We start from the raw sequence: 23,392 nt of genomic DNA on the forward strand, positions 1-23,392 counted from the left end.
TGGCGTTACACCCGGTGTCGGATCGGGTGTTTGAGTATTTTTGGCAAGAAAATGCCCGCATCCTTCACTTTTCTTTAACCGCCGCGCGTTAAGGTTAATGTGCGGTACAGGCTGGAGAGCCGATGACCGTGCAAGGAAATGCCCCGCCTGTCGGCCGCCCGGACCCTTTTTGTTTCTACTCTGGGCCGTCAGTCAGGCGGGGTTACGCTGTTCCATTCATTTTCTTGCCCAAATGCTCCCGCCGGAGGCGCCTTTTTATTTCTTCCGATCCTCCAGATCCGAGTTGAACACTCTGAGGCGATGACCCAGTTTTTCTTCATCGGTGATGGAATCGAAGTTTTCGAACAGGAACGAGAGTGCCTCGCCCTCGTCCAGCCCGGCATCTTGTGCGAAGCGACGCAACCGCCGATAGCCGTCTTCGGTCATTGCGATATTGACGCGGCGTGTCAGTCGAAACCGCTTTGGCATGATCTATTCCCTCTCACAGATCTTGGGCGCAGTGGCGCGCGTGTCCTGCGCGCCACTGTCCACTCAGAACTGCGCGGCGTCCAGAGCCATGACGGTTTCAGCCCCGGTTTGGATGCGGGCAAGATGCAGCGCTGTGGCGGGCAGTTGGCGTGCCATGTAGTAGCGACCCGTCGCAATCTTGGCTTCATAGAAGTCACGATCACTTGCGCCGCCATCAAGCGCCGCATAGGCCGCTTTCGCCATCCTTGCCCAGACCAGCCCTAGGCAGACATGCCCGAAGAGATGCATGAAATCACTCGAACCTGAGAGCGCGTCATTTGGGGATTTCATACCATGCTGCATGAAATACATGCCCGCCGCCTGCAAATCCTTTGACGCGGATTTGAGTGGCACAAGGAAGCCTTCGAGGCGCGCATCCCCTTCGTTTTCCTTGATGAAGGTTTTGACCATCTCGAAGAATGCCATCACATGCTTGCCGCCATCCTGTGCCAGTTTGCGGCCCACCAGATCCAGCGCCTGAATGCCATTTGCGCCTTCATAGATCATAGCGATGCGCGCATCGCGGGCGAATTGGGACATGCCCCATTCCTCGATATAGCCATGCCCGCCGTAAACCTGTTGCGCCTGGACACACATGTCAAAGCCCTTGTCGGTCAGGAAACCCTTGATCACCGGGGTCAGCAGCGAAATCAGGCCGTCTGCATCTTTGTCCTGCATGCGGTGGGCGCGGTCAATCAGGCTTGCCCCCCAGAGAGTGAAGGCGCGCGCGCCCTCGACAAAGCTTTTCTGGTCCATCAGCATACGCCGGATATCCGGGTGCACGATCAGGGGGTCCGCTGGGCCATCGGGGTTTTTCGCCCCTGTCACATCGCGCCCTTGCAGGCGGTCCTGCGCATAGATGCGGGCGTTTTCATAGGCGACCACGGCTTGCGCATACCCCTGAAGGCCAACGCCGATGCGGGCCTCGTTCATCATGGTGAACATGGCGCGCATGCCCTTGTGCAAATCACCGATCAGATAGCCGGTTGCGCCGTCGTAATTCATGACGCAGGTGGCATTGGCATGGATGCCCATCTTTTCCTCGATACTGCCGACGGACACGCCGTTGCGCGCGCCAAGGCTGCCATCTTCCGACACCATAAATTTGGGCACGATAAACAGCGAAATGCCCTTGGTCCCTTCGCCCCCGCCGGGTGCCTTGGCCAGCACCAGATGGATGACATTTTCGGCCATGTCGTGATCGCCTGCCGAGATAAATATCTTCTGGCCCGTGACCTTGTAGCTGCCATCCGCCTGCGGTTCGGCCTTGGTGCGCATCAACCCCAGATCGGTGCCGCAATGCGGTTCTGTCAGGTTCATGGTGCCGGTCCAGTCCATCGCCACCATCTTGGGCAGATATGTCGCCTTTTGCGCCTCCGAGCCATGCGCGAGAATGGCTGATATCGCGCCATGTGTCAGGCCCTGATACATGTTCAGCGCCATATTGGCAGAGACGAAAATCTCGCCCACAGCCGAGCCCATGACATAGGGCAGGTTCTGGCCGCCGAATTCTTCGGGCAGATCCAGCCCGTTCCAGCCGCCTTCTCTGATCTGGTCGAACGCCTGTTTGAACCCTTTGGGGGTGTAGACGACACCGTTTTCCAGCCTGCACCCTTCGACATCGCCGCTTGCGTTCAGCGGGGCCATGACGTCCTGCCCAAGCTTTGCCGCCTCGTCGAGAATGGCGGTTGTGAAGTCGGATTCGAGATCGGAATAGCCGGGAACATCGGATGTGCTGATCTGCAACAGATCATGCAGCACGAATTGAAGGTCTTTTGTGGGGGCGGTGTAGCTTGGCATGGGAAACTCCGGTTATTCAGCTTATTCAGCGGCTTTGGGGCTGTCTGCGTGGCGCAGTACGGCCTCACCCCAGGCCAGTTCCTGTTTGAGATCGGTTATCGCCTCGTCCAGCTCGTTGCGCTGACGTTCCATATCGGCCAGACGCTGGCAGGCGATGTCATAGGTTTTGCGCAACTGTCTGAGTTCGCTGTCATCGCGTTCATACATATTCAACAATTGGCGGATTTCTTCGAGGCTGAAGCCAAAGCGCTTGCCGCGCAGAATAAGCTTCAGGCGCGCCTGATCCCGCCGACCAAACAACCGGTGTTGACCGTCACGGCGGGGAAACAGCAATTCTTTCGCCTCGTAAAAGCGCAGGGTTCGGGGCGTTACACCGAAATCTGCACACATCTGGCGGATTGTTTTGAATTCCAACACCATTTCACACCTCCGAACACAGTCGCGCCTTGGGGCAGGCCACGAGGACATGACCCAGAGAGTACCCAAGTTGACGTGAACGTAAAGTTAAACGCTGCGTCACGGCTTGGCGTGACGCCACGTTCAGCTGTCAGGTGGCAGCAATGCGGCGGCTTCGGCGCGCAGTTTTTCCAGATCCGTGATGGTTTGCTCTAACTCTTTGGCCTGTGTGCGCAAGGCAACCAACTGCCGGTCTGCCATGTCGAGCCAGGTGCGCAACTGCGGTGCAGTGCCTTCCTTTTGGTAGATTTCCAGCCATTGGCGGATTTCCTCCAGACTGAAGCCAAACCGCCTGCCCCGCATGATTAATGTCATACGGGCCACTTCGCGGGGCGTGTAGAAGCGGTTGCGCCCTTCCTTTTCGGGGCTGAGCAATTCGATATATTCGTAATAGCGTAAGGTGCGGGGCGTCACGTCAAACTGCGCGCACATTTCTTTAAAGGTCAATCGCGTGTCACTCATCTTACCTCACCCTCTTCGCGGAGACTCTTATGCTACGCGGCCTGCCTGAAAGATGCAATTTTGTCAGACGCTCTTGCAATGGGGGCGCGTTCGGGCGCAGAAAGGCCCCATCAGGCAAGCAGATGGCCCCAATATGACCACATCCAACCCGACGAGCGATTTTATCAATGCCCTTCCCTTTGCGCGTGCGCTTGGCATGCAACTTGACCAGATTGGCGCAGGTCATGCCCAGATTTCAATGCCTTGGGACGCGCGCTTTATTGGTGACCCGGCAACTGGCGTGATACATGGCGGCGCGGTTTCGGCCTTGATGGACACCTGCGGCGGGGCGGCGGTTATGTCCTATCCCGGTGCGCTGACCACGGCCACGATTGACCTGCGTATCGACTATATGCGCGCAGCAACACCGGGGCAGCGGATTACCGCGCGTGCCGAGTGCTACCACGTCACCCGCCGCGTGGCCTTTGTACGGGCGACGGCGTATGACGAAGATAGCGAGAACCCTGTGGCCACCGCCTCTGGCGCGTTTACCTTTGATCGCAAGGAGGGCAGTTCATGAAGCGCCCTGAACCTGTCCAGCAGGTCAAGCACCGCCGTGATACAGCGCTGACCACTCTGGTTGATGCTGTGCCCTATGCCGGCTTTCTGGGCATAAAGTTTGAACGCCATGGTGACGAGCTGACCGCCGTTCTGCCCTTTGACGAAAAGCTGATCGGCAACCCTGTTCTGCCTGCGATACATGGCGGGGTTATCGCCTCGTTTCTGGAAGTGGGCGCAATCATCGAGTTGAGCTGGGCGATGCTGTGGGACGAGCTGGAATCGGGTCGCCTGTCGCCCGAGAGCATGGCGGAGAACCTGCCGCGCCTGCCCAAAACGATTGATTTCACGGTGGATTACCTGCGCACTGGCCTGCCGCGCGATGCCTATGCGCGCGCGCGTGTGAACCGGTCGGGGCGGCGCTATGCGTCCGTGCATGTCGAGGCGTGGCAGGACAACCGCGCGCGCTTGTTCGCGCAGGCGACCGGGCATTTCCTGATGCCACAACGCATAGATGGCTAAGCCGCAACCGCTGACCGACCGGCGCATACTGAAAATAGCCGTTCCCATTGTGCTGGCCAATCTGACAGTGCCGATCCTTGGCGCTGTGGATACCGGCGTTGTGGGCCAGATGGGGGCTGCGGCCCCGATTGGTGCGGTGGGGTTGGGGGCGATCATTCTGGCCTCGATCTATTGGATTTTCGGCTTTCTGCGCATGGGCACGACCGGGCTGGTGGCGCAGGCCACCGGCGCAGGCGATCTGGCGGAAAGCGGCGCAATCCTGACACGCGGGATCATGATCGGGCTGGCAGCGGGGGCTGTCATGGTGCTGGGGCAAGTGCTGATTACGCACGCCGCCTTTCGCATTGCCCCTGCCAGCGCCGAGGTGGAAGGGCTGGCGCGCGACTATCTGCGCATCCGTATCTGGGGCGCGCCTGCCACAATCGCGCTCTATGCCGTGAATGGCTGGCTGATTGCGACCGAACGCACGCGCGGTGTGCTGGTGCTGCAACTGTGGATGAACGGGCTGAACATTGCGCTGGACTTGTGGTTCGTGCTGGGGCTTGGCTGGGGCGTGCAGGGGGTAGCTGTGGCGACCCTGATTGCAGAAGTGACCGGGCTGGCACTGGGCTTGTGGCTTTGCCGCGCCGCCTTTTCGGGTGCGCAATGGCGCGACTGGCCACGGGTGTTTGACCGTGTGCGCCTGAAACGCATGTGGTCGGTCAATTCAGACATCATGCTGCGCACGATTGCGCTGCAAGGTGCGATGACGGGGTTTTTGTTCACATCTGCCGGGTTTGGCGATGTGGAACTGGCGGCCAATCAGATCTTGTGGCAATTCCTGATGCTGACCGCTTACGCGCTGGACGGATTCGCCTTTGCCGCCGAAGCTCTGGTGGGGCAAGCGGTGGGCGCACGGTCGGTGGGGCTGATGCGGCGCGCCAGTATCCGCGCCTCGATCTGGGCGTTCGGGGCGGCGGTTGTTATGGCGCTGGGGTTCTGGGGCTTCGGGCCGTGGGTGATTGACCTGATGGCAACCGATACCGATGTGCGGGCCGCCGCGCGCGCCTATCTGCCCTATGTCGTGGTGCTGTCTGTGGTCGGTTTGGCCGCGTATATGCTGGACGGCATTTTCATCGGCGCAACCGGCACACGCGAGATGCGCAATACTGTGATTCTGGCCGTGGCCATTTACGGGCTGGTCATCTGGCTATCGGTGCCGATCTTTGGCAATCACGCGCTGTGGATGGCGCTGATCTTGCTGAATGTCTTGCGCGGGGTGTTTCTGGGGGCCTTGTACCCAAGGTTGGAGCGGCGCGTGGAAGTTCAAGGCTGAACGCTTACAGCCATTTTTCGCGGTCGGTCCCAATCGCGTCGGCAAGCGTTGCGTGGCCGTCGCGGTCCAACAGGTCCAGCAAGCCGCGATTGATGCGCCCGACCAGCGAAAGCCCCTCATAGACCAGCGCAGAGTAAAGCTGCACCGCAGAGGCGCCGGCGCAGATTTTCGCATAGGCCTGCTCGGCCGACCCAATGCCGCCCACGCCGATCAGTGGCATGGTGCCCTGCGTCGCATGCGACAGTCGCGCCAGAACGCGCGTGGAGTGCGCAAACAAGGGGGCACCCGACAGGCCGCCCTTCTCGGGTGCATGTGCGCTTTTCAGCCCATCGCGCGCGAGCGTGGTGTTTGTCGCAATGATTGCATCTACGCCCGCACTTTGGGCGACTTGTGCGATTTCTCTGATTTCGCCATCATCCAGATCAGGGGCGATTTTCAGAAAGATCGGGATCGCCTTGGGCAGTTCCGCGCGGGCCTGCATGACGCCGCGCAGCAATGCGGCCAGCGCAGCTGCCCCCTGCAAGTCGCGCAGTGCTTCGGTATTGGGAGACGAGACATTGACCGTGGCAAAATCCAGAAATGCGCCGCAACTGCGCAGCACTTGCGCAAAATCATCTGCGCGGTCGGCACTGTCCTTGTTGGCCCCAAGGTTCAGCCCCAAGACCATGCCCTTCGGGCGCGCAGCCAGACGCTGCGCGATGGGACCAGCCCCTTCATTGTTGAACCCGAAGCGGTTGATAACGGCGCGATCCTCGGCCAGACGAAACAGGCGTGGGCGCGGGTTGCCGGTCTGGGGGCGCGGTGTGACGCCCCCCACCTCGACAAAGCCGAAGCCCGCGCGGACCAGCCCGGACAAGGCCTGCGCATTCTTGTCAAACCCCGCCGCCAGCCCGACAGGGTTGGGCAGATCAAGTCCGGCAAGGCGGCAGTGCAGACGCTGCGACTGTACCGGCTGTGGCAGCGGGGCAAGGCCGCTTTGCAGCGCCCTGAGCGCCAGACCATGCGCCGTTTCAGGGTCAAGGCGGCGCAGCATCGCCAGCGCGGTTCTCTCGATCAGACTCATACCAGACCCTCGGGGAAAATGTGACCAGTGACGCCCAGCGGCAGGGACGTGTCCCAAGCAATATCGGAATGCCGCAACGGGCGGTACAGATGCGGGAACAGCGCGCCCCCGCGCGACGGTTCCCATTTGAGCACCGATCCCAGCACGTCAGACTGACAGGCGACAAGCACCAGATCGCTTTCGCCCGCGAAATGTTTGGCGGCGGTTTCCATGACCTGTTGCGAGGTCGAGAAATGGATATACCCATCCGCCAGATCGACAGGCGCGCCCAGCGTCTGGCCGCTGGCGACCAGTTCATTCCATTCGGGGCGGCGAAAGATTTTATAGATCAACATGACATGTCTCTTGCCCAATGCGGGCGCAGAGGTCAATCTCTCTCATCGGGCACTCACAACGGACCCGGCAGCCGTTCTTCGCTGAGCAGCACATTGGCATCCACCGCCCCTACCCCCGGCAGGGTCATGATGCGACGGCGCAAGACGCGCTCGAAATCCGACAGATCACGGGCGACAACGCGCAGGCGGTAATCATAGAGGCCCAGCACATGCTGCACTGTCTGCACCTCGGGGATGGCAGAGACTGCGCGTTCAAAATCGGCCAGACTGACGCGCCCCTTGGCAGCAAGGCTGATGCCCAGAAACACCGTCACCCCGAAGCCAAGTGCTGGCAGATCGAGGTCCAGCCGAGTGCGCGCAATGGCCCCCTCCTCTCGCAGGCGCTTCAGTCGGCGCCATGTTGCAGGCTGGCTAAGCCCCAGATGGCGCCCCAGCGCGCCCGCACTTTGCGTGGAGTCCTGCGCCAATGCGCGCAACAGGGCGCGGTCGGTGTCGTCAAGATTGATCATCGCGCACCTGTGGCTTGTGCGAGTTTCAGCGTGTCAGCCGCTGCGCGCGTGGACACGAAGATGGGTATTTGAAGCAAGAAAATGATCATATCGGCAGGCTTGCGTCTGATTTGATATCGGAGAGATGCATCAACGCTTCCAGATCGGCGATATGGGGCAAGGGCAGGATGCGGTCGCGGTAAACCTGTTGATAATGGATCATGTCGCGCGCGATCACATTGAGGCGCACATCGACGCGCCCCAGAAAGGTCTGGATTTCCAGCACTTCCGGAACTGCGCGGGCCGCGGCGATGAATTCATCGAAAGCGCGCGGGTTGGTTTTGTCCAATGTGATGCGCAAGCTGACCTCGACCTGCCAGCCAAGCGCGCGCCAGTCAATGACAGCCCGCTGCCCGCGCAGGATACCGCGGCTGCGCAGGCGTTCCAGTCGACGCCAGCACGTGGCCTCGGTCAGGCCCGCGCGGTCTGCCAGCATGGCCGTGCTTGCATCGGGCGCGGCCATCAACTGGCGCAAGAGGCGGCGGTCGCTGTCATCTATCTGCATGATTTCTTTATTTTTGTTGTTTTAACGCATAGTTTTTCGGTTTTACCGAATGAATACGCGAGGAATGAAACGAAATAAAGCCAATTCTCCGTATACTGCGCTGCATGATTCATAACCAAGGAGGGACGGCAGATGCGCGTCTATTATGATCGCGATTGCGATGTGAACCTGATCAAAGACAAGAAAGTGGCAATTCTGGGCTATGGCAGCCAAGGCCATGCACATGCGCTAAACCTGCGCGATTCAGGTGCAAAGAACGTCGTCGTTGCCCTGCGCGAAGGCTCAGCCAGCGCCAAGAAATGTGAAGCCGAAGGCCTGAAGGTCATGGGCATTGCCGAAGCGGCGGCTTGGTGTGACGTGATTATGTTCACCATGCCGGATGAATTGCAGGCAGAAACCTATAAGAAATACGTGCATGACAACCTGCGCGACGGCGCGGCGATTGCCTTTGCCCACGGGTTGAACGTGCATTTCGGCCTGATCGAGCCGAAACCCGGTGTCGATGTCATCATGATGGCGCCCAAAGGCCCCGGCCACACAGTGCGCGGCGAATACACCAAAGGCGGCGGCGTGCCCTGTCTTGTGGCTGTGCATCAGGATGCAACCGGCAAGGCGATGGAAATCGGCCTGTCCTATTGTTCCGCCATCGGCGGCGGGCGCTCCGGCATCATCGAGACAAACTTCCGTCAGGAATGTGAAACTGACCTGTTCGGGGAACAAGCGGTGCTGTGTGGCGGTCTGGTCGAATTGATCCGCATGGGCTTCGAGACGCTGGTCGAGGCGGGTTATGAGCCGGAAATGGCCTATTTCGAGTGCCTGCATGAAGTGAAACTGATTGTTGACCTGATCTATGAAGGCGGCATCGCCAACATGAATTACTCGATCTCGAACACGGCGGAATATGGCGAATATGTCAGCGGCCCGCGCATTTTGCCCTATGACGAAACCAAGGCGCGGATGAAGGCAGTTCTGACCGACATTCAGCAGGGCAAATTCGTGCGCGACTTCATGGCGGAAAACGCCGTTGGCCAGCCCTTCTTCAAGGCGACACGCCGCATCAATGATGAGCATCAAATCGAACAGGTCGGCGCGAAGCTGCGCGCGATGATGCCGTGGATTGGCGCGTCGAAAATGGTCGACAAAGACCGCAACTGACGCAGTTAACAGCGCAAACACGGGCCCTTTCCCCTATTGGGGGAGAGGGCCTTTTTCATAGGGTGCCGCTCCGCGCGTCGGTATACATCTGGAACATCGCCTCTGCGGAGGGAATGTCGCTTGGCGGCGAGATATTGCGCGTGGCCAGTTCGACGTGGATCAGATGCATGTAATCGACCCGCTGCAAGGCCTGTGACCATTGCTGCGCTTCAAGATGTGACATGAACTGGTCATGGCGCAAGGGAACCTGTCCCAGAAGCTGTGCGTCAGTCATGTCAGCAAAGGTGGCAGCCCATTGGGCCGCCGCCGCCTCGCTCAACCGTTGGAGCGTGTAGGCCGAAACTTTGCCCCCCGCCAGGCTGATTCTGATTGCTTCGGCCAACGAAACAGATCCGTTCAAGACCGCACCGGCTGCCATGATGCACAGCCCGACCGTCGCCGCCGTCAGCACGAGCCAATCCACAGTGACCGCGCCACTGTCGCAACGCGCAAGGGCATTCAGCTGCTTGAGCGTTAATATATGCGACATAAATGGTAGACCGGGATCAATGCATAATTTCTCAAAAGTGCATCCCGTACAAACGGGGTATAAATGTGGTGTTTATGTGGCGTGCAGTTCAGAAATTTGGATACTCGACCAACATGGGCGCCTGCGTTCCGGGGCGGGGACCGAAAATCGGGTTTTTGCGCGTGGGGCGGTGCCAGTGTGCGAGATGGGGCAAGTTCGCGCATCGGTCTGAACGGCATATAGGCGCAGGATTTAAGTCAATCCACAGCGGTGCGTATGCACGCTTTGGCCACCACCCGCCCACCGCTGTTGTGAGCTGCGAACCCCGACAATTTTCCGGTGATGACGGCGCGTGATCTATTGGGTTTCATTCCCGTGCAATGCGGCATTACAACCTAATACCCTGACAAACCATAACAGTGCGCAAAATCAGTAACCATCGATTCGAATCGAATAAAAATAACATAAATACAATGCCTTACAGGCTCTCCTGGCATCAGAAAAGCATAAGCCTGCGCACCACACCATAAGTCTGCGCAGCTTTCCCAAGATCGGTATGGGCAAGGCAACCCGACGCGGAAAACGAAAAAACCGCGCCGAAGCGCGGTTCTTTGCCAGGGACTTATTCCCTGCGATGTTACGAGATGAACGCTTGGAACGGCTTGTCCGGCCGGAACATGGTCTCGTATCCATCATGTGTGAAGGGTGTCGCGAGGGCGTTCACGTTTGCTTTTCTGGACCAGAAGTCCGCAAAGTGTTCCAAAGATAAAACGGACGAACCTGAAACCCGCGCATTCCCGATCGACGCGATTGTCATCTTGATAAGTGTCCCCCACCGCATCGCTGACACGGCGGCGAGGCGACGATAAAAGTCCTCCGTCAAGAGGCGCTGCTCGAGTTCAAGGCCGTTTTCGAGGGCATAGCTCCCCACGATCTCATGGATCACATCCAGATCTTCGGTCAGGTCGATCGCGTCAAAATGAACATGGGTCACCTTGTTCTGTGTCTGGTCAAGAGAGCGAACATGTTCGGCGAGTTCAGGCACACCAGACATGATCAACATCAGGGGCCACCCCCTTGTTTTTATGAGAGACTTGAAGTTGTCGAGGATCATTTCCCGGTCATTATCGGACTTCCCCGCGAAAATGTGTTGGGCCTCATCAAAATGGATCCCGATGATGCCTTGTTGTTGCGCCTGATATGCGACCCGTGACCAGATCTCGGCCTGGGTCAGCCGCGCGCTGTCGGACAGATGATATCCCATCGCCTTCAGCGTTCGTCGACCAAGATCCTCCCATCCGCCGGCTCGGTTCAGGTCGCACTGGGCTATGCGCGCGGGGCCACCATTCGGAAGCGGAACCTGTTCCGCATGGAGCAGCTTCAGAACCTCGTTTGTTTCACGGGTTTTCCCGGACTCGCTCAGACCGGTAACCAGAAGGACTTCCGCCTCGAACCACTCGCCGCTCTTCAGGTGACCGATATGCCGACTGAACACCTCACTGAACGTGGTACGAAGCTTTTCGCCCCTCTGGAGCGGGAAATGGCGGCCTGTGTTCTGTGCGGCCGTCTCAACGATTTGGGGGTTGAAAAGGGGTTTCATAATTTACTGTCCTTGATCGGCGCGAAGGTCTTTCCGCCGGGCCTGGGTTTCGGAGCGTTCGTCGAGGAAGAAGAAGGTGAGGCTTTCTGCGCACCAACGATATATGTTGGTGTAGTGCCAGCCCTGTCCGTGACATGACCCGGCCGGGCGGTCAGCCTGGCTACCCCCTGCGGGCGGATAGAGACCTGCGAGAGTTGATCTGCGCGGCGCCTCAATTGAGTGGTCGTCAGGTAATTTGACGGATTACGCGTATCGGGGAGGAACCCGGACTCCCGGGCGCGACGCGCACGGACTTCTTTCAGATGTGCGTCGTGCAGTTCCTGCGATTTCGGGTTACGTACGGCCGCTTCTTCCATCAAACGGATCGCCTCCTCGAGAGTAAGATCAGCAAAAGCAGTCATGGACAGGTCCACCCGGATCGTATCGCCATGGCCCTCCGCGGTCACATAGGCATGTCTCAGATCATCCGGGTCGAGGTGGATTGTCACCTTCCGCGCGGTTCCACCTGCAAATGCTTGTAACGCAGTCGAGTTGAAGGGAATGTTGAAGGCCTTCACACCCTCGGATGTGGTTGTCGCATATGATTTAACCCCGAGATGCAGGCAACGTTGCCGCTGCGTGGGTGCATCAATCCCCCGATAGGTCTTCACGATGTCTTGCAACTTTTCCCAAGGCGTTGCCTCAAACATCCCGGTCCCGCGGTGTGGTTTGTGCGAATACTCATCAACCAGATATCGGGTGAGTGTCCCGTACAATTCGTCGCTGGTGATCTTGGCCGATCCCTTGGGATCATAGTCCTTTAGTTCACCAGGCCTGCTTCCAGTATAGCCCGGCAGAAAATTCACAGCATCCCACTGCGTGGTTCCAAAAAGTGTTTCAATATGCGGTTTGTCCGTCGCGCGGGAGCTCCGCGACGTAATGATTGTCATACCAGCACCCAACTGAACTGATGCGGTGGATGCCCCCACCCGCCGGCATCGTATACCATGACGTGTGTGGATGCCCCCTGTTTGGCAAGCGATATCTTCGATTTTCAGCGGGGCCTTCGATCGGACGTGTGTCAGGCCTCTGAGTGTGGCCTTCTATGACGCCACGGGCCGGTATGCTGTTCGGAAGGCTGGGTTCACATCGGTTCAGAGAGCTGCAAGCGCTCGAGCCCCGGGTCTGAATTTCCCTGCCTTGAACTTCGAAGTCCGTATCGCGTACTCCTCGTCGATCGCTCACCCTGGCCTTGCGGCCATGTCGTGCCTTTCTCCTTTCTCGGGATCAGGTCACGCCATTCGATAATTCTCCTGCTTGGTCGAAATTGCCCAGATCATCCGCGCCATCTTGTTCGCCAATGCAACCGCGGCAACCATCTTCGGCTTGCGCGCCACAAGTGCGGCCAGCCAGCGGTTCGAGCTGCCGCCTTTGCGAACCACCCAGCGGATCACGCTCATGGCGCCAACGATAAGCAATCGACGGATATCGGTTTGCCCCATCTTGCTGACCGATCCCAGTCTGGCCTTTCCGCCTGTTGACCTTTGTCGGGGCACCAAGCCCAGCCAAGCGGCGAAATTGCGGCCACTGTCAAACGTATCAAGATCAGGCGCGAATGCCGCGACAGCACCTGCGGTGACAGGACCAATCCCTGGAATGGTGCAAAGCCTGCGCAGTTGCACATCTGTCTTTGATGAGGTTTCCAACTCACTTGCAAGCCGGTCAATGACTTTGGTGAGTCGAGCGATCTGCTCGACATAGATCGATCCCATGTGTCGAACTGCTTCAGGTAGGTCTGTGCTCTCATCAGCAAGCGCATTCTCAAGCAGTTTGAGGCTTGCTGGTCCTTTGGGTGCTACCAACCCAAATTCAGCCAAATGACCGCGAAGAGCGTTGATAAGCTGCGTCCGCTGTCGAACCATACATTGATGCGTTCGGAACGCTACAGCACGGCCTTGGGTTGCAGCGCTCTTTACTGCCACGAACCGCATGGTCGGGCGCATGGCAGCCTCCGCAATGGCCTCAGCGTCCGCACGGTCATTTTTCTGGCGTTTAACAAACGGCTTCACGTAAGCAGCTGGCACGAGCCGAACCTCATGACCGTGACTTTGCGCAAACCGGCCCCAATGGTGCGACGTCGCGCAGGCCTCCATCGCTACAATGCACGCTGGTTGCTCAGCAAGTAGCGCCGCCAACCGTGCTCGCGACATAGCGCGGTTGAATACAACCACCCCATCTGGCCCAACAGCACAGACTTGAAAGCTGCCTTTTGCCAAGTCGATCGCCAAAATACTGATCTTTGATGTCATCGATGTGCCCTCCACTAAGCGAATATAGAACCGTCATGGTATACGATGCCGGCGGGTGGGGGCATCCACCGCATCAGTTCAACCAGCTGGGCGCCAGCTTGTCCACCTTGTCCCGGCGGAAGGCATCCTCCTGTTCGGTCTCGTCCGCATCGACCAGTTCCTCTTCCGCGTCCTCGTCCTGCTCGGGCGCCTCCTCCTCCTCGGCCGCATCACTCGACCGGCCCTTGCGGGGCTTGAGTTCGATCAGGTCGGTCTTTGCGACCACACCGGTGAACGAAATCAGGGTTTCATAAACCGCACCCAACTGGCCGATGCCGAGTTTTGCGTAGGAGATACGGCCTGTGCCCTTGCCGGTGGACCGGAGCGAGAGAAGCCGGATCACCTGCTGGATCGCCCCGTTACGCAACGCGAGCCCATTCAAAATGGGTGTGCTCTCTGGATCAAGAAGGGATACCTTGACGGCTGGAAGCTGAAGTCCGGTAGAGGTGGTCCTGGTTTTTCGACCAGTTTTATGCCGCGCAGCGCTCTGGCATGGGTTTCCTATCACGCGGCAAGTTTCATGTTTGGTTTGCGATTATCATAAACTTCGTCCGGGGTCATCAGGCCGTGGGATGAATGCGGGCGTTCTTCATTGTAATAAGCGATCCAGGTGCCGATCCCCTGGCGCGCCTCCCGGCCAGTTTCGAAGGTGTTCAAGAAGACGCATTCGTATTTCAAGGACCGCCACAGTCGTTCGATCATGCGGTTGTCGATCCAGCGGCCGCGCCCATCCATCGAAATCTTCACCTTTGCGTCTTTCAAAACGTCGGTGAAATCGGTGCTGGTGAACTGGCTGCCCTGGTCCGAATTGAAAATTTCGGGCGGGCCATAGGTGGCCAGTGCCTCCTTCAAGGCCTCGACGCAGAACCCGGCATCCATAGTATTGGACAGCCGCCAGCTCAGCACCTTGCGGCTGTGCCAGTCCATGATGGCGACCAGATACAAAAACCCGCGCTGCATGCGGATATAGGTAATGTCCGTACACCACACCTGGTTGGGACGCGTGATGGGCAGATCTTTTAGAAGATATGGATAAACCTTGTGTTCGGGGTTTTTCTTACTGGTCTTGGGTTCCTGATAGATCGGCACCAAACGCATGAGCCGCATCAGCCGTCTTGCGCGATGGCGGCCGCATTTGTGACCCTCTCTTTGCATATGACGCGCCATCTGCCGCGAGCCGTACCATGGCGTTTTCAGGAATTGCTCGTCGATGATCTTCATGAATTTCAGGTTTTCCGCGCTTTCACCGCAGGGCTGATAGTACAGCGTCGATCGGGCGAGCGACAGCAGTGTGCATTGCCGCCGGACACTCAGTTTGGGATGATCTTTCTTCACGGCTTTTTGCCTCCAGTCCCGAGAATGAGCCTGGAGGCATCCGCCAAAAAATCCCGTTCCACTACCAATTGGCCAATCTTGGCGTGCAGCTTCTCTACATCCTTGCCGGAAATCACTGGTTCACCAACCGGCTTGGCGTCAAACGACTGCGCCATCTTGGCAATTGCCGTGCGTTTCCAGCCGTTGATCATCGTCGGATGTACTTCATATTTCTTCGACAGCTCTGCCGTCGTCAACTCTTCACGGATCGCTTCCAAGGCAACCTTCGCCTTGAATTCTGCCGTGTAATACCAAGTCTCGCGAAATCTGACTCTTCTGAGGGTTTTGGGATTCCCAAATCTATGAAGATCTGACTCAATGGCGTCAGATTTTCTGGGGAGGGCCTCTCTATGGGCGCAGCGCTCGCGTTACGGACAGACTACGACGGCATGAAGTTGAGAGAACTTGCGCGAAAGACAAAGGATGCCAACCAAGCCCGCAGGCTTTTGGCGCTGGCGGAGATCTATGATGGCGGTCGGCGCAGCGATGCTGCTCGGATTGGTGGTGTTGGCCTACAAATTGTCCGTGACTGGGTGGAGCGGTTTAATGCCCGCGGGCCTGACGGCTTGATCAACGGCAAAGCTCCTGGTCAGCAGTCTAAGCTTAACGATGAGCAGCGCAGGGCGCTTGCTGCAATTGTTGAGAGCGGTCCGACCTTATCGGTCCATGGGGTCGTCCGCTGGCGCCTGAGTGATCTGAGGAAATGGATTGCAGACACATTTGGGATTTCACTTCACGAGACGTCGATAAGCCGGGAACTCAGGGCGCTTGGTTATGTCAAACTCACAGCACGCCCGCGCCATCACGCGCAAGATACAGCCGCACTGGAGGACTTTAAAAAAAAGGGTTTGCAGCCGCAGTAGCAAAGCTCCGCGCACGGCTCCTGCAAGGCACTGTGATCGAAGTCTGGTTCCAAGATGAAGCGCGTGTCGGCCAGAAAAACAAGATCACGCGCCGATGGGCGAAGCGCGGTACGCGACCTTCCGCCCCACATGATCAGCGCACGAGTTCAAGCTACATCTTTGGAGCGATTTGCCCAGCCCTCGGGAAAGCTGCAGGTCTTGTGCTGCCAGCGTGCAATACCGAAGCGATGGCCCTGCATCTTGCTGAAATCTCCCAAACTGTCGCACCCAAAGCACATGGGGCTGTGCTCGTGGATCAAGCCGCATGGCACATGACTGACAAGCTGGTCATTCCGGACAACATCACCATCATCCCGATCCCCGCAAAATGCCCAGAACTCAATCCAGTCGAAAACATCTGGCAATTCATGCGAGACAACTGGCTATCAAACCTCATCTTCGAAACCTATGAAGACATCGTAGATCATTGCTGCAAGGCTTGGAACAAATTGGTCAGCATGCCCGACACAATCACCTCCATTGGAACCCGCGACTGGGCTCAAGAGTTCTGATCAATGCTGATTGGTATAACGCTTCTGTTTCGCCGTATCGATTGTTCGTCCTTCTTCAGTTGCCAGAGCTTAGCAACTGGTCCGAATTTCCGCGACCACCTCTATGCGCGCGGAGCTGGAAGCCAGAAAGACCACGAAAGTCAGCTCCTTCGAGCGGCGTAAGCCGGTGAAGAAACCATTTCCGGAGCATCTGCCACGCGAACGCGTGGTGGTGGATGCACCTACCAGCTGCACCTGCTGTGGCTCGGACCGCATCGTGAAGATGGGCGAAGATATCACCGAGACACTCGAGGTTGTGCCGCGGCAGTGGAAGGTAATCCAGACCGTACGTGAGAAGTTCACCTGCCGGAATTGCGAAAAGATCAGCCAGCCACCCGCACCGTTCCACCCTATCCCTCGCGGATGGGCAGGGCCCAGCCTGCTGGCAATGATCATTTATGAGAAATACGGCCAGCACCAGCCCCTGAACCGTCAGTCCGAGCGCTATGCGCGCGAGGGTGTTGATCTCAGCCTGTCAACGCTGGCTGATCAAGTGGGGGCTGTCGCTGAGTTGCTCAAGCCCCTCCATGCATTGATCGAGGCACATGTGCGCGCAGCCCTTCGGCTGCATGGAGACGATACGACCGTGCCGCTCCTGGCTCGTGGTGGCACGAAAACAGCACGGCTCTGGACATATGTGCGCGATGATCGACCTTGGAGCGGCAATGCGCCACCGGCAGTGGTGTTCTACTTCTCGCGTGATCGTAGTGGCGAACATCCAACGGCGCATCTGGCAGGGTGGCACGGCATTCTTCAGGCTGACGCCTATGCCGGGTATAACCAGCTTTATGACCTCAAGCGCCAGCCCGGGCCTGTCACCTCTGCGCTATGCTGGTCCCACGCGCGGCGCAAATTCTTTGAACTCGCCGATATTGAAAGCAATATCCGCAAAGGAAAGTCACCCAAGGAAATTTCGCCAATCGCCTTTGAGGCAGTTCGTCGGATCGATGCGCTGTTTGACATTGAGCGCACGATTAAAGGGCATTCCCCCGAAGCACGTCTCGAAGTCCGACGACAATTATCAGTCCCCTTGGTCGAAGATCTGGAGCGGTGGTTGCTGGGTGAACGCGCACTCCTTTCCAAACACGCAAAGGTGGCAAAGGCGATCAATTACCTGCTGTCGCCAGGGCATTGGCCTGCCTTCAAGCTCTTTCTGGAAGACGGCCACGCTTGCCTGACAAACAATGCCGCAGAAAGGTCCCTGCGCGGTGTCGCACTGGGCAGAAAGGCATGGTTATTCGCCGGATCAGAGCGTGGTGGCCAGCGCGCAGCGTTCATGTATACCTTGATTGGAACAGCAAAATTGAATGATATCGATCCACAAGCTTGGCTTGCAGATGTCATCGCCCGCATCTCCGAGCTGCCAGCGTCACGCCTGCCAGAATTGCTGCCGTGGAACTGGAAGGCGGCAAAACAGGCCAGGGTCAAGGCCGCGTAACCGCGGTTCTCGCCGGATGTATACCCTTGAAAAGGCGGCGAAGCTGTTTTTGGAAGTCATGATCCCGCCGGGTCATCACATGCGTGTGGCGCAATTCCTCGATCAACTGGCTGATCACGTATAATCGATTGGGTTCTTGCACGTCTTCAACTGCTTCGGACGCGGAGGTATCCAAGTCGAACTGGTTTGTTTTGATCGCTTCGGTCATCTGATTTCTCCTCAGGATTTGGTTTCAGGCTTGTCGTTACCGATTACTGGGATCGACCACTTGTCATTCGCTGGCCGCGCCGTCGGTGCGGCCTTCATGGCGATAGTGGTTTTTGTCACAGGTTTGGGGGGCTCGACCGGGATTACCGATACGCCCATTCCTTCACTGCTCGCGGAAGTGGTCTCCAGAGTCGGGACAATATTGATCGACACTGATGCTTCTTGATCGGCCTGGGCAAGTCGCTTGGGTGTCCAGACATGATCAATGATGCTGAGAGTCGACATCTGGTTCTTTTTGATTTCCTCAACCGCCCGGATCGCCTTGATGATTACATGCTCTTCCCAGTCAACGCGCTTGGGATCTTTCGTCCGTAAAGCCCTGCGGGTTGCATTCCATGTGGATGCGTCCATATCCTTGAAAAGATTGGAAACAGCGGCTACTTCGACCCAAATTCCATCAAGCAGAACCTCAATTGCACCGATGTTGTCAGCAAGCCACCGAACCTCGACATCGCAGTTCCCGTTTTTCAGAAACCATGCGTGTAGCTCTCCGGAATTATACTGAACGTTCAGAGTCCGGATCCCGTCTTTCTGGACCCTGCGTGTCGTCGCCAGCCCGAATGCCAATCGCCGCTGGCGCAGATTAGGGGCAGAATGAAGCTGATAATTGCCATCCTGCATATCCGCTTCCCATTGCTCCAGAGGGGTACGTCCTCCGAGACCCTCATGTGGACTGTTGTGATAGACATCGATAATCCAGCGCACGAGGATGAAAGCGAGATCATCGATGCTGAGGCATGCCCGCTGTTCTGATGGATGATCTCCCCGCTCGACATTGTTCGAGAAAGTGCGACCAGGCAGTCGCGGGATCAGGGTCATCCGAAAGGTGCTGAACACACGCTCGATACAGCCACGCATCGCGGGGTTACCGGCGATGGTTGCGATCTTGCTCACTCCCGAATCCATACAAGCTGATGTGAAGGCGATCGACTTGAACGCCGCGCCGTTATCGACAGCAAGCGTCTCGGGCTTCCCAAACATGGACCAGGGCGATAGGGCACCGACGGCATCTGCAAATTGGCCCTTGTCACTCATGGTCATCTGCAGGCATTTGATGGCACCCGAGGATGTAGGATCTGCCGTCAGAACCATGCCGAGGATGCAGCGAGTGCGGCAGCAAATTGAGGCGACCAACCACCACCGTTTCATCTGTCGCAATTCGCCACGTTCGTCGAGAAGGCCCATTTCCTGAAGCTCGTCCTGACCGAAGAAGTCCAGCAGACCACTCCGCCTCAAAAGCGTCAGAAGGTCGATTTTCCACTCATCCATTTCGACACGTTCGAGTGGACGAGAGATTTCCAGCCCCGCCTTGACCGAACCCATTTTCTTCAGGGCAGTCTTTTGACCAAACCGAGCAACCAGCTTGTGGAACTTGTCGATGGACGCGATGAACACCCGAAGGGTTTCATATCCCGGGCAGCGGAGCTTTGACTGGCCCGCATCAAAACGCCGCTCGTTCTCAATCAAAAAGGCATTTTTAAGGTCTTGATGGACTACCTTGATCGTCTTGCGATTGAGCGTCATGTATTCCTTCTGGACAACCTTTGCCATCAGGTCATTCTCTTCTCGCAGGAAGTAGGAATACCGATTACCCTGATTATGACGGCTGTCGATCAGAGCAACCTTTCCACCTGCCCTGTATTTCCGGACCCAGCCCAAAATTGATCTTGCGGATTTCTCGGATGGGATACGCTCAACTGCTCCGGTCTTGGGTTTTTTCCCTTCCCCTTTTTTCCATTTCTCAAGTGCCAGCGCATGTTCCGGTTTAGGCAAATCCTGCACAAGATATGCTTTCGCGTTCTCGAGGATAGCGGCCTGATGGTGTTTGATAGACGCTTCGGTCAAAGTCAGCTCTCCGCTTTCATGCAGATCGAGAACAGCACGGACGAACGCGTGTCTCATATCGACAGCCTGGCGCCTTTGTTCGGACAAGCTGGCCATAACCTTGCGGCCATCCTCGACAGAAGCGTCGAGATGCACGCCGGCCGAAATCAAACCCATCGGGATGACCTCAAGGAGCCCTGCCCCGTTCATCCGGTTCAAATCTCCCACTCTGTATGAAACAATTCGGGTGGGATCGTCTTTCAGGGAAAAGCTGACCGCCTCCGTATTTCGATAGGCAAAGCGATACTCTTGCGAGTCGATGATATAAAGGTGGTGTGGGTCCAGGCTGAAGGTCGGATAGGAGTTGATCAAATCAAGTGCCATTGGTTTGTTCCTTAAGTTTTCAGGGCAATCAGCCCGTTTTGAGATAAAGGGGTGCCTTGCCGCGCGTGACATCACGCGCGGTCAGGGTGTTCAGCAGTGGGGTCTTGGATTCAGCAGGCTTCGATACCACCCTCGGGGGGGCCACCAAGCGCGCATGAACGGACTTCCGGGGCCTCCGCCTAAGTTCGGGCTCGACGCATTAGCGTCTCGGGCCGGATTTTCTCATGGCTCAATGGCTCCAAGATTCCCTTCCGCACCAGCCCAAGCAGTCCCCTGTAACCTCGATCAGAGAGTCCGGTCTCAATCGTCAATGATCGCAAGCTTCGAGCTGCACCAGATTCCAGATCCATCACAACCCGATGCGCGATGAGATCAGCCTCCGGATCATCGTGGCCTCGCAGCGCAGCAATGATATGCGCATTGTGAAGTGCAACAGGTTGGATATCTGCATCTGACATGATGCGTACATCATCCGCGAATCCCTTGGTGCGCACCCACCATGCAACTTCCTGCATTTCCTGCATAAAGCGTCCAGATTCGAGACGGACCTCGGGCTTGATTGCATAAGCGATGACAGTGCCGTCAACGAGAGTGACAACAAGATCAAAGACATGCTGCTTCTGCTTCGCAGGATTCCACCCATAAAAGAAACGGACCTGCTCGCGCATGTCAGCAACCTCGCGACGGGCGTTCAGAATAAACTGAAGCCGCATCTCGAGAATACTCTCCCCCTGGACATGCACACCGGCACCATCGCCAAGTACTACATGGGTGGTGCAATGACCGGCAGAAGCCATAGGCACATTGCGCATGGCTCTTGATGCCGCAGGCAGGCTGAAACCAGCTTTCTTGGTTTGAAACGTCATGGGAATTCCCCCAATTTTTGATGTCGCTGCCATCGGCCTGGAACTAGGCCGATGCTGTTTCGCTGGCGCTGAGATCAATCAAGCTTCCGGAAAACCGGAGTAATTTTTCGATCAGCGCATGCGTCTCCGATTGCCTGCGCGCATTGGGCAGACAGTGAGACACGATCAAAACGGGCAGAGGGCAATCCTTGAATCTGAGAGCGGCTTATGCTATTCAGAATGTGTTAATGGTGGATTGTTGTCTGCCTCGGTTATCAAACACCTGATCCGTTGGCGCGGATCGGGTGTTTGATTTTAGGTTCTATCTGGTCATCGCAATTATCCTTTCTGTTCAGCTTTGGCGTCTATTGAGCTGTACGAAAGACCGCTGCTCGTACAGCAAATTATGACCATCCTCACATCATTTGGAAGATTTTTTTTATTTTTTTTCATAGCGTTAGAGAGAATTGTTAAAGTTCAACTTGCTCTCCATTCGAAGACCCAATCGATGGTGGAAGGGATATACCACGGCCACAAAGTGATGTGGTTTTCTTCCGTCGAAAAAATAACCACTATCCTATTGTTTTAGATGTGATAATTTTTGCAATCAGTGATTTTCAGGCCTTGCCAAATCTACCTTGAGCGATTTCCAGAAGATTGTTCAGAAACAGGGGTCCCTTCGCGATTTGTGTGGGTTGCTGGTGGGCGGCGGATTGAATCTTCTACCAGATATTGTGGTCACAACATAAGGCGCGTCTGTCGCGGAGACCTCAAATATCGCAGCGTCAGACGCGCCGAGCCTGTTGAGCTGCGGCAGTTTTTTTGGATAGGGTGAAGCTTCCTGAAACCAGCGGATGAGGAGGTATTCATGGGTCCCGAGACAAGTTTGTTCACGACAGCTCTTGGCCTGCAGGCTCCGTGGAGTGTCACGGACGTACGTTTTGACGCCAAACTCAAAGAGATCCACTTTGACGTCCGCTTCAAGGCGGGAAGTCGATTTGCTTGTCCCTCCTGTGGCGCGCCCGATCAGCCCGTCCATGACACGCGATCCAGGATCTGGGAACACCTGCGTTTTTTCGAGCACAAGGCTTTCATCCATGCCGATGTGCCACGTGTTGCTTGCAGCCAATGTAGCAAGACCGGACAGGTTCCGGTCCCCTGGGCGCGCAGTGGCAGCGGTTTCAGTCAGTTGTTTGAAGCCTTTGTGATTGCGCTGGTGCGACAGATGCCGGTGAAGGCTGTTGCTGATATGCTTGATGTTGGTGACGATCGCCTCTGGCGGGTTCTTGACCATTACGTGTCGTCAGCGCGAGATCGCGAAGACTTCAGCGCCGTGACCGCCCTTGGGATTGACGAGACAGCTGCGCGCCGCGGGCATAATTACATCACCCTATTTCACGACCTTCTGGCCGGCAGGCTTCTCTTTGCCTGTGAAGGACGTGATGCAAAGACTGTGGCGGCTTTCGGTGAAGATCTGCGCGCCCATGGCGGTGATCCCGATGCCATCTCCGCTGCCTGTATCGATATGAGTAGGGCCTACATTTCTGGCGTCGCAAAGCATCTGCCGAACGCGGATGTTACCTTCGACCCATTCCATGTCATCCAACTGGCCAATGTGGCGCTTGAAGAGGTTCGCCGCGCCGAAGTACGCAGCAGACCTGAGTTGAAACACAGCCGCTGGATGTGGCTCAAGGACAAGAAGAGATGGACGAAGCGGCAGATCACACAGCATCATGATCTATCTCGGATGCACCTGAAAACAGGACGCGCGTTTCGCTTGAAAGAGGCTTTGCGCGACATCTTTGCTGAAGCCGAGTCCAAGGCAGAGGCCGAAGAACGGCTTACCGCCTGGTTTCAATGGGCGCGCCGCAGCAGGCTGCCAGCATTCAAGAAACTCGCTCTGACACTCAAGGCGCACTGGGATGGTATACTTAACGGTTTTGACAGCGATCTGAGCAACGGCGCTGTCGAAGCCATCAACGGCCTCATTCAGGCCGCAAAGGCTCGGGCGCGCGGGTATCGCAAAACCCGCAACCTCATCAACATGTCATACCTCATCGCAGGCAATCTCACCCACTTACCAGCGTCACCCTACCGCACAACATCTTGTGCCACAGGCAAATGAACGGAAACCAAGCCACCCACACAAACCGCGAAATAGCCACAT

General features: G+C 57.0%; 23 protein-coding genes and 1 pseudogene. 7 read left to right on the forward strand and 17 right to left on the reverse strand.

Features of this window, described 5'->3' with window-relative positions; translation table 11 throughout:
- Nucleotides 1-255: 255 nt before the first annotated feature.
- The 4 genes from BD293_RS09120 to BD293_RS09135 form a co-directional block, all read right to left on the reverse strand.
- Entirely contained in the window at nt 256-468 is a 213-nt protein-coding gene (locus BD293_RS09120) for a hypothetical protein (RefSeq protein ID WP_142081036.1), read from the reverse strand.
- 63 nt (nt 469-531) lie between these two features.
- Nucleotides 532-2,307 (reverse strand): acyl-CoA dehydrogenase C-terminal domain-containing protein, encoded by a 1,776-nt coding sequence (locus tag BD293_RS09125; RefSeq protein WP_142081038.1) that lies wholly within the window; start codon nt 2,305-2,307, stop codon nt 532-534.
- Between the two features lie 21 nt (nt 2,308-2,328).
- Nucleotides 2,329-2,727 (reverse strand): MerR family transcriptional regulator, encoded by a 399-nt coding sequence (locus BD293_RS09130; RefSeq protein ID WP_142081040.1) that lies wholly within the window; start codon nt 2,725-2,727, stop codon nt 2,329-2,331.
- 120 nt (nt 2,728-2,847) lie between these two features.
- Complete coding sequence (locus BD293_RS09135) at nt 2,848-3,225, reverse strand: MerR family transcriptional regulator (RefSeq protein WP_142081042.1); 378 nt, start codon at nt 3,223-3,225, stop codon at nt 2,848-2,850.
- Nucleotides 3,226-3,358: 133 nt separating this feature from the next.
- Between BD293_RS09135 and BD293_RS09140 the strand changes: the two genes are divergently transcribed.
- The 3 genes from BD293_RS09140 to BD293_RS09150 are packed head-to-tail and all read left to right on the forward strand — an operon-like array spanning nt 3,359 to nt 5,599.
- Nucleotides 3,359-3,784, forward strand: a complete 426-nt coding sequence (locus tag BD293_RS09140; RefSeq protein ID WP_142081044.1) for a PaaI family thioesterase — start codon at nt 3,359-3,361, stop codon at nt 3,782-3,784.
- A complete protein-coding gene (locus BD293_RS09145; protein WP_142081046.1) occupies nt 3,781-4,284 on the forward strand; it encodes a PaaI family thioesterase in 504 nt (167 codons plus the stop codon). The genes BD293_RS09140 and BD293_RS09145 overlap by 4 nt, the downstream gene beginning before the upstream one ends.
- Nucleotides 4,277-5,599 (forward strand): MATE family efflux transporter, encoded by a 1,323-nt coding sequence (locus tag BD293_RS09150; RefSeq protein WP_142081048.1) that lies wholly within the window; start codon nt 4,277-4,279, stop codon nt 5,597-5,599. Before BD293_RS09145 ends, BD293_RS09150 begins: the two co-directional genes overlap by 8 nt.
- A gap of 4 nt (nt 5,600-5,603) precedes the next feature.
- On the opposite strand, the gene BD293_RS09155 is transcribed toward BD293_RS09150, so the two are convergent.
- The 4 genes from BD293_RS09155 to BD293_RS09170 all read right to left on the reverse strand — a co-directional run bounded on the left by BD293_RS09155 (nt 5,604) and on the right by BD293_RS09170 (nt 8,050).
- Nucleotides 5,604-6,662 carry a quinone-dependent dihydroorotate dehydrogenase gene (locus BD293_RS09155; RefSeq protein ID WP_142081051.1) on the reverse strand — a complete coding sequence of 353 codons (1,059 nt, stop codon included), beginning with the start codon at nt 6,660-6,662 and terminating at the stop codon, nt 5,604-5,606.
- Nucleotides 6,659-6,997, reverse strand: coding sequence for a DUF952 domain-containing protein (locus BD293_RS09160; protein WP_142081053.1), 339 nt, complete (start codon nt 6,995-6,997; stop codon nt 6,659-6,661). Before BD293_RS09160 ends, BD293_RS09155 begins: the two co-directional genes overlap by 4 nt.
- A gap of 53 nt (nt 6,998-7,050) precedes the next feature.
- Nucleotides 7,051-7,506: an Lrp/AsnC family transcriptional regulator gene (locus BD293_RS09165; protein WP_142081055.1), complete on the reverse strand. Its 456-nt coding sequence runs from the start codon at nt 7,504-7,506 to the stop codon at nt 7,051-7,053.
- 85 nt (nt 7,507-7,591) lie between these two features.
- Nucleotides 7,592-8,050, reverse strand: coding sequence for an Lrp/AsnC family transcriptional regulator (locus tag BD293_RS09170; protein WP_142081057.1), 459 nt, complete (start codon nt 8,048-8,050; stop codon nt 7,592-7,594).
- 132 nt (nt 8,051-8,182) lie between these two features.
- Here BD293_RS09170 and ilvC point away from each other — a divergent pair, with 132 nt between their 5' ends.
- Entirely contained in the window at nt 8,183-9,205 is a 1,023-nt protein-coding gene (gene ilvC, locus BD293_RS09175) for a ketol-acid reductoisomerase (protein ID WP_142081059.1), read from the forward strand.
- 55 nt (nt 9,206-9,260) lie between these two features.
- Here ilvC and BD293_RS09180 read toward each other — a convergent pair whose 3' ends face one another.
- From BD293_RS09180 to BD293_RS09205, 6 genes are all read right to left on the reverse strand, one after another.
- The gene (locus BD293_RS09180) at nt 9,261-9,734 is read right to left on the reverse strand and encodes a hypothetical protein (protein ID WP_142081061.1); all 474 of its coding nucleotides are present in this window, start codon (nt 9,732-9,734) and stop codon (nt 9,261-9,263) included.
- A gap of 616 nt (nt 9,735-10,350) precedes the next feature.
- On the reverse strand, nt 10,351-11,313 hold the full coding sequence (locus tag BD293_RS09185) for an AAA family ATPase (RefSeq protein WP_142081063.1): 963 nt from the start codon (nt 11,311-11,313) through the stop codon (nt 10,351-10,353).
- Entirely contained in the window at nt 11,310-12,242 is a 933-nt protein-coding gene (locus tag BD293_RS09190; protein ID WP_142081065.1) for a Mu transposase C-terminal domain-containing protein, read from the reverse strand. The genes BD293_RS09185 and BD293_RS09190 overlap by 4 nt, the downstream gene beginning before the upstream one ends.
- 342 nt (nt 12,243-12,584) lie before the next feature.
- Complete coding sequence (locus tag BD293_RS09195) at nt 12,585-13,601, reverse strand: IS110 family RNA-guided transposase (RefSeq protein WP_142081066.1); 1,017 nt, start codon at nt 13,599-13,601, stop codon at nt 12,585-12,587.
- A gap of 73 nt (nt 13,602-13,674) precedes the next feature.
- Nucleotides 13,675-14,022 (reverse strand): hypothetical protein, encoded by a 348-nt coding sequence (locus BD293_RS09200; protein WP_142081068.1) that lies wholly within the window; start codon nt 14,020-14,022, stop codon nt 13,675-13,677.
- Between the two features lie 122 nt (nt 14,023-14,144).
- Nucleotides 14,145-15,232 (reverse strand): IS3 family transposase gene (locus BD293_RS09205; RefSeq protein WP_142081070.1). Its coding sequence is split into 2 segments (ribosomal slippage): nt 14,145-15,013 and nt 15,013-15,232, totalling 1,089 coding nucleotides; the frame shifts between segments, so codons are not numbered across the junction.
- A gap of 132 nt (nt 15,233-15,364) precedes the next feature.
- On the opposite strand from BD293_RS09205, the gene BD293_RS09210 reads away from it, so the two are divergent.
- Together BD293_RS09210 and tnpC are read left to right on the forward strand one after the other, a co-directional pair.
- Nucleotides 15,365-16,428 (forward strand): IS630 family transposase gene (locus BD293_RS09210; RefSeq protein ID WP_142079576.1). Its coding sequence is split into 2 segments (ribosomal slippage): nt 15,365-15,850 and nt 15,853-16,428, totalling 1,062 coding nucleotides; the frame shifts between segments, so codons are not numbered across the junction.
- A gap of 109 nt (nt 16,429-16,537) precedes the next feature.
- A pseudogene (gene tnpC, locus BD293_RS09215) lies at nt 16,538-17,905 on the forward strand (IS66 family transposase); the annotation flags it as partial.
- Here the strand turns inward: tnpC and BD293_RS09220 are convergent.
- From BD293_RS09220 to BD293_RS09230, 3 genes are all read right to left on the reverse strand, one after another.
- Complete coding sequence (locus BD293_RS09220; RefSeq protein WP_142081072.1) at nt 17,892-18,113, reverse strand: hypothetical protein; 222 nt, start codon at nt 18,111-18,113, stop codon at nt 17,892-17,894. The pseudogene tnpC and the gene BD293_RS09220 overlap by 14 nt on opposite strands.
- Before the next feature lie 11 nt (nt 18,114-18,124).
- Nucleotides 18,125-20,380 (reverse strand): Mu transposase C-terminal domain-containing protein, encoded by a 2,256-nt coding sequence (locus tag BD293_RS09225; protein ID WP_170207093.1) that lies wholly within the window; start codon nt 20,378-20,380, stop codon nt 18,125-18,127.
- Between the two features lie 179 nt (nt 20,381-20,559).
- Nucleotides 20,560-21,246, reverse strand: coding sequence for a PDDEXK family nuclease (locus BD293_RS09230; protein WP_142081077.1), 687 nt, complete (start codon nt 21,244-21,246; stop codon nt 20,560-20,562).
- An 847-nt stretch (nt 21,247-22,093) separates the two neighbouring features.
- On the opposite strand from BD293_RS09230, the gene BD293_RS09235 reads away from it, so the two are divergent.
- A complete protein-coding gene (locus tag BD293_RS09235; RefSeq protein ID WP_142079999.1) occupies nt 22,094-23,350 on the forward strand; it encodes an ISL3 family transposase in 1,257 nt (418 codons plus the stop codon).
- Nucleotides 23,351-23,392 lie beyond the last annotated feature (42 nt).

This window comes from Roseinatronobacter monicus (genome assembly GCF_006716865.1).
GTDB classification, from domain to species: Bacteria; Pseudomonadota; Alphaproteobacteria; order Rhodobacterales; family Rhodobacteraceae; genus Roseinatronobacter; species Roseinatronobacter monicus.

Excerpts from the sequence above, each read along its gene's own strand:
- BD293_RS09120 (WP_142081036.1), bottom strand. The coding sequence starts at position 468 with ATGCCAAAGCGGTTTCGACTGACACGCCGCGTCAATATCGCAATGACC.
- BD293_RS09125 (WP_142081038.1), bottom strand. The coding sequence starts at position 2,307 with ATGCCAAGCTACACCGCCCCCACAAAAGACCTTCAATTCGTGCTGCAT.
- BD293_RS09130 (WP_142081040.1), bottom strand. The coding sequence starts at position 2,727 with ATGGTGTTGGAATTCAAAACAATCCGCCAGATGTGTGCAGATTTCGGT.
- BD293_RS09135 (WP_142081042.1), bottom strand. The coding sequence starts at position 3,225 with ATGAGTGACACGCGATTGACCTTTAAAGAAATGTGCGCGCAGTTTGAC.
- BD293_RS09140 (WP_142081044.1), top strand. The coding sequence starts at position 3,359 with ATGACCACATCCAACCCGACGAGCGATTTTATCAATGCCCTTCCCTTT.
- BD293_RS09145 (WP_142081046.1), top strand. The coding sequence starts at position 3,781 with ATGAAGCGCCCTGAACCTGTCCAGCAGGTCAAGCACCGCCGTGATACA.
- BD293_RS09150 (WP_142081048.1), top strand. The coding sequence starts at position 4,277 with ATGGCTAAGCCGCAACCGCTGACCGACCGGCGCATACTGAAAATAGCC.
- BD293_RS09155 (WP_142081051.1), bottom strand. The coding sequence starts at position 6,662 with ATGAGTCTGATCGAGAGAACCGCGCTGGCGATGCTGCGCCGCCTTGAC.
- BD293_RS09160 (WP_142081053.1), bottom strand. The coding sequence starts at position 6,997 with ATGTTGATCTATAAAATCTTTCGCCGCCCCGAATGGAATGAACTGGTC.
- BD293_RS09165 (WP_142081055.1), bottom strand. The coding sequence starts at position 7,506 with ATGATCAATCTTGACGACACCGACCGCGCCCTGTTGCGCGCATTGGCG.
- BD293_RS09170 (WP_142081057.1), bottom strand. The coding sequence starts at position 8,050 with ATGCAGATAGATGACAGCGACCGCCGCCTCTTGCGCCAGTTGATGGCC.
- ilvC (WP_142081059.1), top strand. The coding sequence starts at position 8,183 with ATGCGCGTCTATTATGATCGCGATTGCGATGTGAACCTGATCAAAGAC.
- BD293_RS09180 (WP_142081061.1), bottom strand. The coding sequence starts at position 9,734 with ATGTCGCATATATTAACGCTCAAGCAGCTGAATGCCCTTGCGCGTTGC.
- BD293_RS09185 (WP_142081063.1), bottom strand. The coding sequence starts at position 11,313 with ATGAAACCCCTTTTCAACCCCCAAATCGTTGAGACGGCCGCACAGAAC.
- BD293_RS09190 (WP_142081065.1), bottom strand. The coding sequence starts at position 12,242 with ATGACAATCATTACGTCGCGGAGCTCCCGCGCGACGGACAAACCGCAT.
- BD293_RS09195 (WP_142081066.1), bottom strand. The coding sequence starts at position 13,601 with ATGACATCAAAGATCAGTATTTTGGCGATCGACTTGGCAAAAGGCAGC.
- BD293_RS09220 (WP_142081072.1), bottom strand. The coding sequence starts at position 18,113 with ATGACCGAAGCGATCAAAACAAACCAGTTCGACTTGGATACCTCCGCG.
- BD293_RS09225 (WP_170207093.1), bottom strand. The coding sequence starts at position 20,380 with ATGGCACTTGATTTGATCAACTCCTATCCGACCTTCAGCCTGGACCCA.
- BD293_RS09230 (WP_142081077.1), bottom strand. The coding sequence starts at position 21,246 with ATGACGTTTCAAACCAAGAAAGCTGGTTTCAGCCTGCCTGCGGCATCA.
- BD293_RS09235 (WP_142079999.1), top strand. The coding sequence starts at position 22,094 with ATGGGTCCCGAGACAAGTTTGTTCACGACAGCTCTTGGCCTGCAGGCT.